The sequence below is a fragment of the Rheinheimera faecalis genome (assembly GCF_021290965.1).
Lineage (GTDB): Bacteria > Pseudomonadota > Gammaproteobacteria > Enterobacterales > Alteromonadaceae > Pararheinheimera > Pararheinheimera faecalis.
Map to the genome: position 1 here is coordinate 269,736 of NZ_JAJOYT010000001.1, position 13,871 is coordinate 283,606.

Here is a 13,871-nt window from a genome sequence, read left to right on the forward strand (position 1 = left end):
GAGAGTTGGGAAAGACTGTTAAATCCGCTAGTATGACTTTATGCCACTATTTTTAAGTATTCAGTATGGACAAGCTCACCCCTTACCAGTTACGGGCGCAGATAAGAGCCGGCCAGTTTAACAACCAGACCAGCGGTTTGGTGCCTGGTTATGTGCAGTGCAATATGGCGATTTTACCGCAAAGTTGGGCGGCCGAATTTTTGCTGTTTTGTCAGCGCAACCCCAAAGCTTGTCCTTTAGTGGCTGTGACTGAACCCGGACAGTTTTTACTGCCTGAACTAGGTCAGGATATTGATCTTCGAACTGACTTACCTGCCTACCGTGTGTTTAAGCAAGGTGAGTTGGTGGATGAAGTTCCGGATATCCGCGCTTTATGGCGGGATGATTTGGTCAGTTTCCTGATTGGTTGCTCTTTTTCCTTTGAAGAAGCCTTAGTGGCTGCCGGGCTGGAAATTCGTCATATCAGTGAAGGCAAAAACGTCCCTATGTATAACACTGATTTGCCATGCGTCAGCGCAGGCCGTTTTTCTGGTTCTATGGTGGTTAGTATGAGACCAATGAAACCCGTTGATGCGATACGCGCTATTCAAGTTTGTAGTCGTTTTCCTGCAGTGCATGGTGCGCCTGTACATTTTGGTAACCCGCAAGATATTGGCATTTCTGATATCCGATCACCGGATTATGGCGAGGCAGTGAGTATCCAACCTGGCGAAGTACCAGTATTCTGGGCTTGTGGTGTCACGCCTCAAGCTGTGATGAAGCAAGCCAAGCCTGATTTTTGTATCACGCACAGCCCCGGTCATATGCTGGTGACCGATTTGCTGAATTCTTCTTTAGCGAGTTTTTAATGAAGCCTTTAATCAATTCCGTGATCAAACTTAATTGCGACTTAGGCGAAAGTTTTGGCGCATGGCAAATGGGGCTGGATGCAGAGGTGATGCCTTTGATTGATCAGGCCAATATCGCCTGTGGTTTTCATGCCGGCGATCCAACTGTGCTGGTGAATACTTTAACTCTGGCGAAAAAACATCAGGTGGAAATAGGCGCGCACCCCAGTTATGACGATAAACAGGGTTTTGGCCGTCGCTCCGTAAAAATGACTGCAGATGAGCTCAAGCATTTGCTTTGGTATCAGATAGCAGCAGTGGATGGGGTGGCAAAAAGCCTTGGACTGGAACTGAGTTACGTCAAACCCCATGGCGCTTTGTATAACGATATGATGGCAACCCCGGCTTTGCTTGAAACTGTGATGCAGGCAGTGGCCAGTTACCATAAGCCTTTAAAGCTGATGTTGTTGGCTACTGGTTTCGCAGCGCAGCACAAAGTATTGGCGCAGCGGTATCAGTTGGAGTTGTTATTTGAAGCTTTTGCCGACCGGCGCTATAAAAGCGATGGCTCTTTAACACCTCGTAGCCAGATGGGAAGTGTGCTGGATCATCAGGCTGCATTAGTGCAAGTGCAGCAGTTGCTGCAAAACGGCACTGTGCAAAGTGATACAGGCGATAGGGTGGTTATTCAAGCCGACACTTTATGTGTGCATGGCGATAATCCAGCGGCCGTTGCTTTGGTGCAGTCTATTCGTCAGTTGCTGGAACAGTCATGATCCAACTGGAACTGGCTGGTGAAAATGGCCTGATCTTGTATCTGCCTGCGGAGATCTCCGGTAAGAACCTCAATCAACTCCAGCAGTTGCAGCAGCAAATCCGTCTGTTACTTGGTGAGCAGCTGCAGGAATTATTGCCTTCTTATGCGTCCTTGCTGATTGTATTAAAACCTGCGCATCAAGGTGTGTTGGCCATTAAGGCTTTGTTAGAGCAGCAACTGACATTAAGCGCCACAGTGTCAGAACAGCAAGGGCAGTTAGTGCTATTGCCTGTGTACTACCACAATGCCTGGGACTTAGATCTGGTAGCTAAAAGGGCAGGTTTAACCACGGCAGAAGTGATTGAACTGCATCAGGCTATGGAATACCGGGTTTATGCGATAGGTTTTGCACCGGGTTTTGCGTATTTGAGTGAATTGGACGCACGCCTTGCCACACCACGTTTAAAAAGCCCAAGGGCTAAAGTGCCCAAAGGTGCTGTTGCTATTGCTGACCGACAAACAGCTGTGTATCCGGCAGAGTCGCCCGGTGGCTGGAATATTTTGGGTTTATGCCCAACGCCCTTATTTAAACCAGAAAATACCGGAACAGCAGAAACACTGATGCCTTTTGTTGTGGGCGATCGGGTGCGTTTTCAGTCGATAAACCGGGAGGAGTTTTTGGCTTTAGGTGGTCAGTTGCCGCGGGAGCTATGCTGATGTCTGTTTTTGTCGTGCTAAAAGCCGGAGTGCTGTCGACGTTACAAGATCAGGGCCGTGTTGGTTATGCGCATTTAGGCTTAACTCAAGGTGGGCCCGCTGATTATGTCAGCTATCGTATCGCCGATTTATTGTTGCAAAACCAAAACCCCAGCTGCCAGATAGAGGTTTCTGTGGGGGGGCTGAGCTTGCTGGCCTTAACGGACACTGTGTTTTGTGTCACAGGGACGCAGATGCCTTTGACAATCAATGGGCAGCCCAAAACCTTATGGCAAAGTCATCGCATCAAAAAAGACGATGTGATTGAATTAGGTTTTGCCAAATCCGGCCTGCGTTGTTATCTTGCGGTAGCTGGTGGCTTTAAGCTAGCAAAAGATTTTGGTAGCAATAGCACTGTGCTACGCGAAAAAGTCGGTGGTATTGCTGGGGCTGCGCTACAACAAGGCCAGTTTTTACCTGCAGCTTCCACCTATAGGCCTCTGCTTTGGGCTTTACCGGAAAAGTATTGGCCTGAATTTTCTAACCCGCTGGAGCTTGGTTTAATACCAGGCTATCAACAGCATTGGTTTGACGAATCGCAATGGCAACAGCTTTGCAGCACTGATTATCAGGTATCTGCTTTGTATGACCGTATGGGCTATCGCCTGCAGGGGGAGCCGTTGTTGTACCAAAGCCGGGCTTTATTGTCCGAAGGCATCAGTTATGGCGCCGTGCAACTGCCACCTGATGGCCTGCCAATAGTGCTTTTGAACGACAGGCAAACTTTAGGTGGTTACCCCAAGCCCGGCGTAGTACTGGCACGTCATGCAGCAGCTTTAGCTCAGCGTCAGCAAGGCCAGCAGATCCGTTTTTATAAAATAGAGCTGGAACAGCTTGAGGCACATCAACAAGAACAACATCGCTATTGGGCTGAACTGTCGATGGATTTCCGGAGTCTGTGCTAATGGATTTACTTAAGCTGAGCATTGCAATAGAACAGATGCTGGTGCGACAAAACCTGCGTGGCATGGCAAGGTTGTTAGTTCATTTAAAATCGGGCAGTTACTTGCGGGCTGCAAGATTAATCAAAGACTCTAAAGGTCTGGTGCTGATAGGCACAGGTTTTCCGGTTGGTGATAGTTTTGAAACCGATGGCCCTGTTGGTGCCATTATTCTGTATCAACTTGTTGAAAAGCTCGGGGCTACTGCGATGCTGGCTTGTGGCGAACCGCTATTTTCCGTACTAAAAGAAGATTATGCTTGCCTGCAATTGCCCGTTAACACGGATGACGCTGCAGAATTTGCCCGTCATTCGTTGCAGCAGCTTAGCCCACAATTAATTATTTCTATAGAAAGACCAGGTTTGGCGGCTGATGGTCGCTATTACAATATGCGTGGCTTAGATATTTCAGCGCGTTGTGCCAATTTTGATGTGTTTTTCCAGCAAGCTTCTTGCCCTACCATTGCCATAGGTGATGGTGGCAATGAAATAGGGATGGGAAATCTCAATGAAGCTGTGTCACAGCTGGCTATTACACCTAGTGTGACATGCTGCGACGAGTTATTGCTGGCTGATGTATCAAACTGGGCTGCCTATGGCTTACTGGCTTTGGTGTCCAAGCTAAAAGATGCTGAAACAAATTGCGGCTGGTTGATCGATTGCCAGCCCGCTGAACTTTTACAGTATTTAGTTGAGCGGGGTTGTGTGGATGGTGTCACTGGCCTTGCCAGCATCACAGAAGACAGTTTGCCGCCCGAACATGCAATGCAGTTGATTAGAGATTTACAGCAACTTTGTTTTAAAAATAAAAACTTACAGGAAAAACCATGAGTGTGGTGTATTTAAACGGACAATTTATGCCTGCATCAGAGGCTAAAATTTCGCCTATGGACAGAGGCTTTTTATTTGGCGATGGTATTTATGAAGTGATCCCATCCTATGGCGGACGTTGTGTTGGTTTTGCGGCTCATATCAAAAGACTACAACAAGGTTTAGCTGCGCTGGACATCCGCTGTGCTTTGACAGAACCAGATTGGCGGGAACTGGTACAGCAGTTGATGATGCAAAACGGTGCGGGTAATCTGGGCATTTATCTGCATGTTAGCCGTGGCACTGATACCAAAAGAGCGCATGCTTATCCAAAAGATATTCCGCCGACTATTTTTGCCTATTGTTTCGAGATTGCAGAAGAACCTGATGCAAATATGGACACTGCGCCTCGTTATAAAGTGATCACAGCCACAGATTTACGCTGGCAGCGCTGCCATATTAAATCCACAGCCTTGCTTGGCAATGTGATGCATCACCAGCAAGCTGCAGCTTTGGGTTTAAACGAGTGTATTTTGTTCGACGAGCAAGAGTTTTTAACCGAGGGCAGCTCGACTAATGTGTTTATTGTCAAAGGCGCTGTGGTGGTCACTCCGCCTTTAAGCCATAAAGTTCTGCCCGGTGTTACCCGCCAACTGCTGCTCAGCATCTTACGTCAGCACAGTGCGCTGAAAGTGGAAGAGCGTGCTGTCAGTAAAAACGAGGTGCTGGCCGCCGATGAAGTCTGGCTGACCAGTTCGAGTAAAGAAGTAGCGGCTGTGATTGAAGTGGATGGACAAACTATTGGCAATGCAAAACCCGGCACTGTCTGGCTGCAGGCGCAACAATTATTTGGCCAGTACAAATACAATTATTAACAGCTAATTATATGTAAAATGTTAAGTTTTTCTAAAATTTGTCGCCTATGCTTTTAGGTTGAAACAAAGTGCGAACTATAAAAATCACATAAATAGGGAAGGGATAGCTATGTTATTAAGGAATTATAAAATTGGGGCCCGCTTATTGGCTGGTTTTGCGGTATTGGGATTGTTGGTGGTGTTGCAAGGCAGTATGGCGTTGATGAATATGGCGCAAATGCGTGCTGTATCAGCGGAAATTGAAGACAACACAATTCCTACGCTGGACAGCCTCGCGGCATTGAATTTAAACATGATGAGGGTGCGGATCTTTACCTTTCGTCTGATGTTGGCCGAAACCGATACACAAAAAACTGATTATCAGGCCGCGTTGGCTAAGGTACGGACAGAGGTCACCGACTATCAACAAAAGTATGAAAAACTGATTTCTATTGATGGAGAGAGGGCTGTTTACCAGCAATTTGTTGCTGCTCAGCAGGATTATTTGGCAGGTCAAAGTCGTTTATTACAAGCTTTGGATGCGGGAAATAAAGCTGAAGCTACCCGGATCAGTAATGAAGAGTTAACAGGTCATTCCGATAAAATGACCAAGGCTCTGGTGCAGTTGGCTCTGCTTAACCGCGACTTCTCCAAACAACAGACGGATCTGTCAGCTGAAAATTATGAACTCAGTAAAATTCTGGTGGTGGTTGCTATTGTAGTAGGCATAGCTGTCAGTATTTTTATCGCATTGTGGATGACTCGCAGTATTACAGTCCCTATGACTGACGCAGTCAGTGTCGCCGAAACTGTAGCTGCGGGGGATTTAACACAAAAAATCGCTGTCAGTGGTGATGATGAGGCCAGCCGTTTGATGGCAGCGTTGCAAAAAATGCAGCAAAACCTGCGTGATGCAATGAGCCATATTTCTAATTCCTCGGATCAACTGGCATCCGCTGCTGAAGAGCTGAACTCTGTTACTGAAGACTCATCCCGTGGCTTGCAACAACAAAATGATGAAATTCAACAGGCCGCCACTGCTATTACTGAAATGAGCTCTGCTGTGGATGAAGTAGCGCAAACCGCAGTTCAAACTTCTGAGCAATCAACTGAATCGGCGAAAATGGCAGTTCAGGGCCAACAACAGGTCGATGAGACTGTAAAAGCGATCCGTGATATGAATCAGGATGTGGCGGTGACATCAGAGCTTATCCAGGGATTAGCTGTGCAATCGCAAGATATAGGCAAGGTGTTGGATGTGATCCGTGCTATTGCCGAACAAACTAACTTACTTGCACTGAATGCCGCCATTGAAGCAGCGCGGGCAGGGGATGCAGGCCGGGGTTTTGCTGTGGTTGCAGATGAAGTCCGGGCTTTAGCACATCGTACTCAAACCTCGACCCGTGAAATTGAAGAAATGATTGCCAAAATTCGCAGCGGTACAGGGGATGCGGTCAGTGCAATGAAACATAGCAGCGATAAAGCAGGTTATGCGTTAACAGTGGCTCAGGCCGCTGGAGAAGCCTTAACCATCATTACTCAGCGTATTAATAAAATCAGCGACAGTAATCTGGTGATTGCAAGTGCTGCTGAAGAGCAAGCCAAAGTGGCACGTGAAATTGACCGAAATATTGTTAATATCAGCGATTTAGCCGCACAAACTGCAGCAGGAGCCAATCAGACCAGCGCTTCGGCTCATGAGTTATCCCGTTTAGCTGTGGATTTAAATGCTCTGGTTACCCGCTTTAAAGTATAACTACAGGTCGTGAGCATGGATGCTTTACCCCAGACTACACCACGAGTGCATCAGATGGATGCGCTGCGTGGTGTGGCTGTACTGATGATTCTATTGGTCAATATTTTTGCTTTTGGCTATCCGCTGGAAGTCTCTGAGCAAGCCGGACTCTCAGACTCTATGTCGTTGTTGTCACAGCTGCAGCATCAGCTGTATGAGCTGTTGATCCATGGCAAGTTGATTAGTCTGCTGACGCTGCTATTTGGTGCCAGTTTGTATCTGTTGTGGCAGCAAAGCCATGGGGCAGAGACGAAACTTAAAGCCAGAATGTCAGCTTTGTTATTGATCGGGTTTTGCCATTGTGTTTTTGTTTGGTCTGGTGATGTTTTGCTGATGTATGCCTCAGTGGCATCCGGGCTTTTGTGGCAACGAGTGCAGCACTGGACACCAGAACATCAATTGCGATATGCCAAACACTATCTGACGGCAGGTTTGGTTTTACCTACTTTGGTATGGCTGCTTCCATCCGGACAAACAGAAGAGCCGGCAGATACTGCAAAGCTAATTGCCTTGTATACGGGCCCTTATAGTGACCAGGTATGGCATCAACTCAAGTATGTGGGTTTAGTTGCGCTTGATTTGCTTTTTATCAGTTACTGGTGGTTTGGCGGCATGATGTTACTTGCGATTTGGGCTATCCAATCGGACTGGCAACAGCTATTAAAAAATCATTTTGTTACTTTGCTGCTGATTGCTTTTGGCTGCGGTTTACTGCCTATGCTCTGGACTGGATTTGCGGCCACAGATCCGACGCTGCATCCTCTGCACATGATCTCCGATCTGTGTTTTGCCCTGATTTACATCCGGTTATTTATCTTTGTTATTCCTTTATTCCCTGCGTTTTTGGAACTGCTCAGGCGTTGTGGCCGTTGTTCTTTATCTTTGTATCTCTGGCAGTCAGTGACCATGGTGCTGCTGTTTCGCTGGGTGTATCCGGAGTTGTTTGGTCTGTTGGACCGGCCATCTCTGACGACTATTGCTTTCATCTTGATCACGCTGCAATTACTGTGCGTGCACTATTTTTACAAGGCCGGCCAGTTATGGTGGTTTGAGCAGCTGTATCGTTGGCTCAGTCTGAAACTGGAGCGCAGAGCGCAGGATACAGCGGCGTAAAACTACAGGTCTAATGGGGTTTCAGAACCGATATGCGTAGGATAAGGCAATAAAATCCAGTCCTGGGTTAGGTTTTTGCAAACCTGCATTGGAGTAATGCATATAACGTAAAGCCAGCTGAGCTTTGCTGTGCAGCTGCCAAATCAAGCCTATGCGGTCTTCAAATTGATAATGAGAGCCCAAATCTTTACCAGCAAAACGTTGTTTGTTTAACAAACTAAAACCTATACCAAATTCCCAATACAAAGCTCTGTTGTACAAAGTGGTGAATTGCTTCATTAAAACAGGAGATAAAGCGACAGCGAGGTTACTTTCATATTCAGGATCCTCGCCGTAACGCCACAGATTTGCGCTGACTTCCATATAAAGCTGGGCATCCCCTAAAACCGGTAATTCGGCTAAGTGCCACTCCACTGGCCTGTAACCCAGCCTTAAGCCCAGCACATCACCTTCACCTTTAACCAAATCCATAGCCACAACCTGAGCATGAGCCTGCAGGCTCAGCAGCATAATACTAAGTACCAGTAGAAATTTTTTCATTGATAATCCGCCTTACTCCACCCTGATGTTTTGCCTGTTTTACTCTTGGCGTCACAGTGGATAAATACCTAAAACTTCATAGCTATTACCTGATCCTCACTAGTTTGATTTTTTAGGTCGCATAAAATCAGAACGCTGGAGTGGTTAATAAATATGCATTATGTAACAGTCGGTACATAAGTTGTGATGAAAAAACAGATATCAAGAGCGCACTATAAAAAATTTATGACAAATAAAAACAAGAAGGAAAAACAACGATTGCGGGGGAAAAGCGGATAAGAAGTTGACCTTTGTCTGCATGCTGATTAACCTTGCGGTTTCTTAGTTTAAAGGCAGGCAATTTCAACATGGCGAATTCTTCAGACCAGACCACTACGACTTTGGATCCAAAAAGCCTGAAAGCTTTACATCTGGACCAGCAGCTGTGTTTTGCTTTGTACTCCACCTCTTTGGCGATGACCAAAGTCTACAAGCCTTTACTGGATAAGCTGAGTCTGACCTATCCGCAGTATCTGATTATGCTGATTTTGTGGCAAAACGATGGTCTGGCGTTAAAAGACGTGGGCGAGCAGCTGCAAATAGACTCTGGTGCTTTAACTCCTGTGATTAAGCGAATGGAAGCTATGGGGTTATTGATCCGAACCCGCAATCCACACAACGAACGCACTCTGGAAATTCGTTTAACCAAAGCAGGGTGGGCTATGCGTGAGCAAGCGGTTCAGGTGAACCAGACTATAGGTTTGAGTTGTGGCATGGCAGAGCCTGAGATCCATGCATTACGCCAGGAATTAGTGCAGTTACGATCGCAGTTAAGTAAGAAACTCTAAACCATAGTAGACTTCAGCATTAAAAAAGGGCCTTAACGGCCCTTTTTTAATGCTGTTGATTTCATTGAGTGTTAACTTTAAATCATTAAAAAACAATCACATAAAAAATATCTGCAAAATAAGTGGAAATTAAACTTGCGAAATAATAGTTGTCGCAATAATATAGTCACAAGTCGGGTCGAACAGCTGGTTCAACAGCACTAAAACGGCCGGATACAGAACCTAGCAAAGCGTGTGAAAGACAAGACGTAAAGAGTTCTTAAGCAGTACAGATTAGGTCCTAAGGACTGGCAGTAAACGAAGTAAAACCGGGTGAGTTCACCCATTTTTTTAAATTATATAGTTATCGCGATAATACATATCGCAGCTAAATAAACTTAACAGAGGAATACATCATGCAAGTACTTTACAAAGCAGTCGCAACTTCAACTTCAGGTCGTGACGGTCGTTCAGTGTCTTCAGACGGCGTATTGGATGTGAAATTAAGCACTCCTAAAGAATTAGGTGGCGCTGGTGGTGCAGCCACTAACCCTGAGCAGTTATTTGCTGCCGGTTACTCAGCTTGTTTCTTAGGTGCCATTAAATATGTCGCTTCACAGCAAAAAGTGCTGATTGGTAACGATGCAAAAATTACAGCTGAAGTGGGTATCGGTCAAATCCCAGGTGGTTTTGGTCTGGATATCGAACTGCAAATCAGCCTGCCAGGTGTAAGCCTGGAAGTAGCACAGGACTTAGTGACTAAAGCTCACCAGGTATGTCCTTATTCAAACGCAACTCGCGGCAATATAGACGTTCGTTTAGTGGTTTTGAACTAAGGCTATACGGCGCCATACCTTCAGATAACCAGACTAAACCTTTAGATAATAGCGACAGTGGTGTTTAAAAAATACACTGCTGTCGCCCCTAAACAAAGGCCAAGAGGCCAGTGGAGAATGATGATGAACACATTTCGTAAAATTGTAGGTTTAACAGTGATAGCGTTAGGTATCAACAGTGCATTCGCCGCTGGTGGTCCTGGTGTCGAACAACAAACTCAGAGCTTTTTAAATGCTCTGGCTCAGGGCGGTGGCAAACCTTTAGAGCAACTGTCGCCTAAAGATGCACGCGCTGTCTTAACTGGCGCTCAGGCCGGTGCCAAATTACCCGCTGCTGATGTCAGTGAAAAAACCATTACGATTGATGGCAAACCATTAAAACTGGTGGTGGTTCGTCCTGCTGGCAGCAAAGGCGTGTTACCAGCCTTTATGTTCTTCCACGGTGGTGGCTGGGTATTAGGCGATTTCCCAACCCACGAGCGTTTAATCCGTGATTTAGTCAGCCGCTCTGGTGCAGCTGCTGTGTATGTCGATTACACGCCATCACCAGAAGCCAAATACCCAACAGCTATTAATCAGGCTTATGCTGCAACCAAATGGGTGGCTGAGCATGGTAAAGAGCTCAATATCGACAGTTCACGTTTAGCGGTTGCCGGTAACAGTGTCGGTGGCAATATGGCGGCAGTAGTCGCGTTAAAAGCCAAAGAAGCTGGTACTCCTAAACTGAAATTCCAGTTGCTGTTATGGCCTGTGACTGATGCGAACTTTGAGAATACGTCGTACAACCAGTTTGCAGACGGCTACTTCCTGACCAAAAACATGATGCAGTGGTTCTGGGATAACTACACTACGAATCCAGCAGAGCGTAACGAGATTTATGCCTCACCACTGCGTGCAACCACAGAGCAGTTAAAAGGTTTACCGCCAACTTTAATTCAGACTGCGGGCTTAGATGTACTGCGTGATGAAGGCGAAGCTTACGGTTACAAACTGGATGCTGCTGGTGTGACAGTCACTTCAGTACGCTACAACGGCATGATCCACGACTTCGGTTTACTGAATGTACTGGCTGATGTACCAGGTACACAAGCCGCTATGGACCAGGCAGGTCAGGCACTGAAAAAACACCTGAACTAATAACTGTCAGTTCAGCATAACGAAAAAGGTCAAAGCCCCGGCTCTGACCTTTATTTTTACCGTGTTCAAATCGGCGGCCTTAAAGGTCTGCACTTTGGATCAGAGTTATTGACTCTTAGGCAAAATCAGCCAGATTTTGCCGTAGTGACGCAAACTATCGCTGCGCTGCTGAGCTTCATCCCCAATGCCTTGATAGACATCAATCCGGCCAGGAGTTTTAATAGCTGCGCCTTTATCCTGAGCCAGCATTAATCTGAACTCATGTCCTGTTAATTCACCTTTATCATCCAATAACGGCACTTGTGCCAGTAACACTGAACCTAAAGGAATAAAAGCCGGGTCAACGGCAATGGAGTGCAACGGAGTTAAAGGCACATTGGCTGCACCTACAGGTTTATCTAAACCTGGCGAGAAAAAGGTATAACTGGGGTTGCGGCTCATCAGTTCACGTTGTCTGTCCGGATGCTTGGCCAGCCATTCTTTAATGGCTGAGGCGGAAATGGTGTCGGCTGTGTATTCGCCCATTTCAATCAAGACTTTGCCTAAACTGCGGTACGAATGACCGTTACCACCACCATAACTTAATAAATGCTGCTGGCCATATTCATCTTCCACTACACCTGAGCCTTGAACCTGCATAAAAAAATTATCGACCAGGCTGTTGCTGTAAAACAGCTCCAGTCCTTGACCCGCCAGTGCCTGTTCGAAGTCAATTTGTTCGCGGCTTGGGTAATTTGTTACCCCTGCAGGCTTACGATAAATAGGGTATTTGTACTCTGCATCAGCTGTGGTCCGTACTTTAAACACTGGCACATAATAGCCGGTAAACTGCACATTACCTTTACCATCTTCGCCTGCGAGCTGGTGCAGCGCAAAAGCTTTGCCTCCTTCAGCTGCGGGTTGCTCTGCCCAGTGCTGTAAGTCGTGAATGCTCTGTTGTAACTGGCTTTTACTGACGGTTAAACCCGGCAAGTTATGCAGTTGTACTACCGACTTTTTGTTCAGGTACTTGAGTTGTTCTTCAAGACCGGCTAACAACTCCGGCGTCAGCCACTGAGCTTTTAATGCAGCACCTTGTTGTAACTGATAGGTACCACTGAATGCTTTGGCTTTTTTATCCAGCCCATTGTTCTCAAACTGATTAGACTGATGAATGCCAGACGTTTGACTACAGGCAGATAAAAGCAGGCTGACAATGCCAAGCCATAAAAGATGTTGTTTCATAAGCAGATAAGATTCAAAAATAACAGACTGTGGCGGCACTCTATGCCACAGCGGTCGGACTGACAACAGCTGTCCGGGAATTTTTCGGTTGATGTGGTGTAAAAACAACTATTTGATAAAAACGCTAATGCTTGTATTATCAGCTTTATAGGCAGACAGCTTCTGATCTGGTTTAGCAGGTAACCCAATGAAACTATGGAAAGTACAGCTTGTGATGCTACTGGCTTTGTTGAGCTGGGCCACTGCGGTACAAGCAGAGCCTAAAAGTGCCGATCTGAAATTTGTGCTGTATTACCCGCAAGTGCCGCCTTATATGTATCAGGACGAAGAAACGCAAAAAATAGTAGGGCTTGTGCCCGAAGTATTGCAGGACTTTTTTCAGCAACAAAATATTCGTGTGCAGTATGTCGCAGACAACAGAACCCGCGCCGAGCACAGGCTCTACCAGGGAGAAGTTGACGCTATCCTGTTGGCCAAAGAGTGGACACAACATCCTGACCAACTGCTGTTCTCCGAACCATTACTTGAGCATCAGGACTATTTATTTGCCCGCCAGCCGATGGCGGCACAAGGCCAATTAGCGGAATGGGTGAAAGGCAAAGCGATTTGCACCCGCCAGTATTATGTCTACGAGGCCTTAACTCCTTTTTTTCAGACCAACGAAACTGCAAGAGTCGACTCTTCCAGCGAAATGACCCAGCTGAAAATGTTACTCAATGGTCGTTGTGATTTTGCTTTTATGAATGAGCATGTCGCGAACTGGTTGTTGCATCACCATTTCCCTGATCAGCAACTTTATCGCTCAGCTAAAGGCTTTAGCCCTGTCGGTCTTACTGTTGCTTTTCATCCGCGCTGGAAACCTAAGCTGGTTGCTTTTAATCAGTACCTGGCTGAGCAACGTCAGCAAGGAATCATAGCGCAGTGGCTGAAGTTCTACGTCACCAAATCCTGAGTCTGTCACTTACTACACTAGTGTCTGCTGAACTTGCCGGATGATTCTTTCTAAAGGCTGCTTTAGATCAATTACGATTAGTCTTATTTCGTCCATACTCCGTAGGGTTATTTATCAAGGGGCAGAACACCTTGATACAACAACGACAATAACGGAGTAACAAGATGGGAAATTTAGACAGACGTAATTTTTTAAAACTATCAGCTTCTACTTTGGTTGGTATCACTTTAGGTGGTACAGCTTTACAGGCTTTAGCTCAGGAGCAGGTGAAAGCTGATGATCCTATGGCTGTGGCGATGAAGTATGTAGATAAATCCACTGTGGCAGGGGCGAACTGTGCCAATTGTATGCAGGTGCAAGGCAAAGACGGCGACGCCTTACGGGGTTGTAATATCTTCCCAGGCAAACTGGTCAGTGCCGATGGCTGGTGTGCAGCCTGGGCGAAAAAAGCCTGAGTTTAGCCTGCGATTGCAATGCAAAACCTTAACTAAGCCAGTGAAAATACACTGGCTTTTATTGATACG

Annotated in this window: 15 protein-coding genes; 13 read left to right on the plus strand and 2 right to left on the minus strand. The window is 46.3% G+C overall.

The features are described 5' to 3' along the window. Positions 1–65 precede the first annotated feature (65 nt). From LSG34_RS01235 to LSG34_RS01270, 8 genes are all read left to right on the plus strand, one after another. A complete protein-coding gene (locus LSG34_RS01235) occupies positions 66–848 on the plus strand; it encodes a putative hydro-lyase (protein ID WP_233007007.1) in 783 nt (260 codons plus the stop codon). After that, a complete protein-coding gene (locus LSG34_RS01240; protein ID WP_233007008.1) occupies positions 848–1,603 on the plus strand; it encodes a 5-oxoprolinase subunit PxpA in 756 nt (251 codons plus the stop codon). Before LSG34_RS01235 ends, LSG34_RS01240 begins: the two co-directional genes overlap by 1 nt. After that, positions 1,600–2,301, plus strand: a complete 702-nt coding sequence (locus tag LSG34_RS01245) for a 5-oxoprolinase subunit B family protein (RefSeq protein WP_233007009.1) — start codon at positions 1,600–1,602, stop codon at positions 2,299–2,301. The genes LSG34_RS01240 and LSG34_RS01245 overlap by 4 nt, the downstream gene beginning before the upstream one ends. After that, positions 2,301–3,245 carry a 5-oxoprolinase subunit C family protein gene (locus tag LSG34_RS01250; RefSeq protein WP_233007010.1) on the plus strand — a complete coding sequence of 315 codons (945 nt, stop codon included), beginning with the start codon at positions 2,301–2,303 and terminating at the stop codon, positions 3,243–3,245. Before LSG34_RS01245 ends, LSG34_RS01250 begins: the two co-directional genes overlap by 1 nt. After that, positions 3,245–4,111 (plus strand): glutamate cyclase domain-containing protein, encoded by an 867-nt coding sequence (locus tag LSG34_RS01255; protein ID WP_233007011.1) that lies wholly within the window; start codon positions 3,245–3,247, stop codon positions 4,109–4,111. The genes LSG34_RS01250 and LSG34_RS01255 overlap by 1 nt, the downstream gene beginning before the upstream one ends. Further along, positions 4,108–4,965: an aminotransferase class IV gene (locus tag LSG34_RS01260; RefSeq protein WP_233007012.1), complete on the plus strand. Its 858-nt coding sequence runs from the start codon at positions 4,108–4,110 to the stop codon at positions 4,963–4,965. Before LSG34_RS01255 ends, LSG34_RS01260 begins: the two co-directional genes overlap by 4 nt. 109 nt (positions 4,966–5,074) lie before the next feature. Further along, entirely contained in the window at positions 5,075–6,700 is a 1,626-nt protein-coding gene (locus tag LSG34_RS01265) for a methyl-accepting chemotaxis protein (protein ID WP_233007013.1), read from the plus strand. Positions 6,701–6,715: 15 nt separating this feature from the next. Continuing rightward, complete coding sequence (locus LSG34_RS01270; protein ID WP_233007014.1) at positions 6,716–7,852, plus strand: DUF418 domain-containing protein; 1,137 nt, start codon at positions 6,716–6,718, stop codon at positions 7,850–7,852. Positions 7,853–7,873: 21 nt separating this feature from the next. Here the strand turns inward: LSG34_RS01270 and LSG34_RS01275 are convergent, their stop codons facing one another. Further along, positions 7,874–8,392 (minus strand): acyloxyacyl hydrolase, encoded by a 519-nt coding sequence (locus tag LSG34_RS01275; RefSeq protein WP_233007015.1) that lies wholly within the window; start codon positions 8,390–8,392, stop codon positions 7,874–7,876. A gap of 347 nt (positions 8,393–8,739) precedes the next feature. Between LSG34_RS01275 and LSG34_RS01280 the strand changes: the two genes are divergently transcribed. The 3 genes from LSG34_RS01280 to LSG34_RS01290 all read left to right on the plus strand — a co-directional run bounded on the left by LSG34_RS01280 (position 8,740) and on the right by LSG34_RS01290 (position 11,171). After that, complete coding sequence (locus LSG34_RS01280; RefSeq protein WP_233007016.1) at positions 8,740–9,219, plus strand: MarR family winged helix-turn-helix transcriptional regulator; 480 nt, start codon at positions 8,740–8,742, stop codon at positions 9,217–9,219. A gap of 395 nt (positions 9,220–9,614) precedes the next feature. Next, a complete protein-coding gene (locus tag LSG34_RS01285) occupies positions 9,615–10,034 on the plus strand; it encodes an organic hydroperoxide resistance protein (protein ID WP_233007017.1) in 420 nt (139 codons plus the stop codon). 123 nt (positions 10,035–10,157) lie between these two features. Then, the gene (locus LSG34_RS01290) at positions 10,158–11,171 is read left to right on the plus strand and encodes an alpha/beta hydrolase (protein ID WP_233007018.1); all 1,014 of its coding nucleotides are present in this window, start codon (positions 10,158–10,160) and stop codon (positions 11,169–11,171) included. A gap of 105 nt (positions 11,172–11,276) precedes the next feature. On the opposite strand, the gene mltA is transcribed toward LSG34_RS01290, so the two are convergent. Beyond that, entirely contained in the window at positions 11,277–12,395 is a 1,119-nt protein-coding gene (mltA, locus tag LSG34_RS01295) for a murein transglycosylase A (RefSeq protein WP_233007019.1), read from the minus strand. Positions 12,396–12,582: 187 nt separating this feature from the next. Here mltA and LSG34_RS01300 point away from each other — a divergent pair, with 187 nt between their 5' ends. Next, positions 12,583–13,347 carry a substrate-binding periplasmic protein gene (locus LSG34_RS01300; protein ID WP_233007020.1) on the plus strand — a complete coding sequence of 255 codons (765 nt, stop codon included), beginning with the start codon at positions 12,583–12,585 and terminating at the stop codon, positions 13,345–13,347. A 164-nt stretch (positions 13,348–13,511) separates the two neighbouring features. Next, positions 13,512–13,802, plus strand: coding sequence for a high-potential iron-sulfur protein (locus LSG34_RS01305; protein WP_233007021.1), 291 nt, complete (start codon positions 13,512–13,514; stop codon positions 13,800–13,802). Positions 13,803–13,871: the final 69 nt, after the last annotated feature.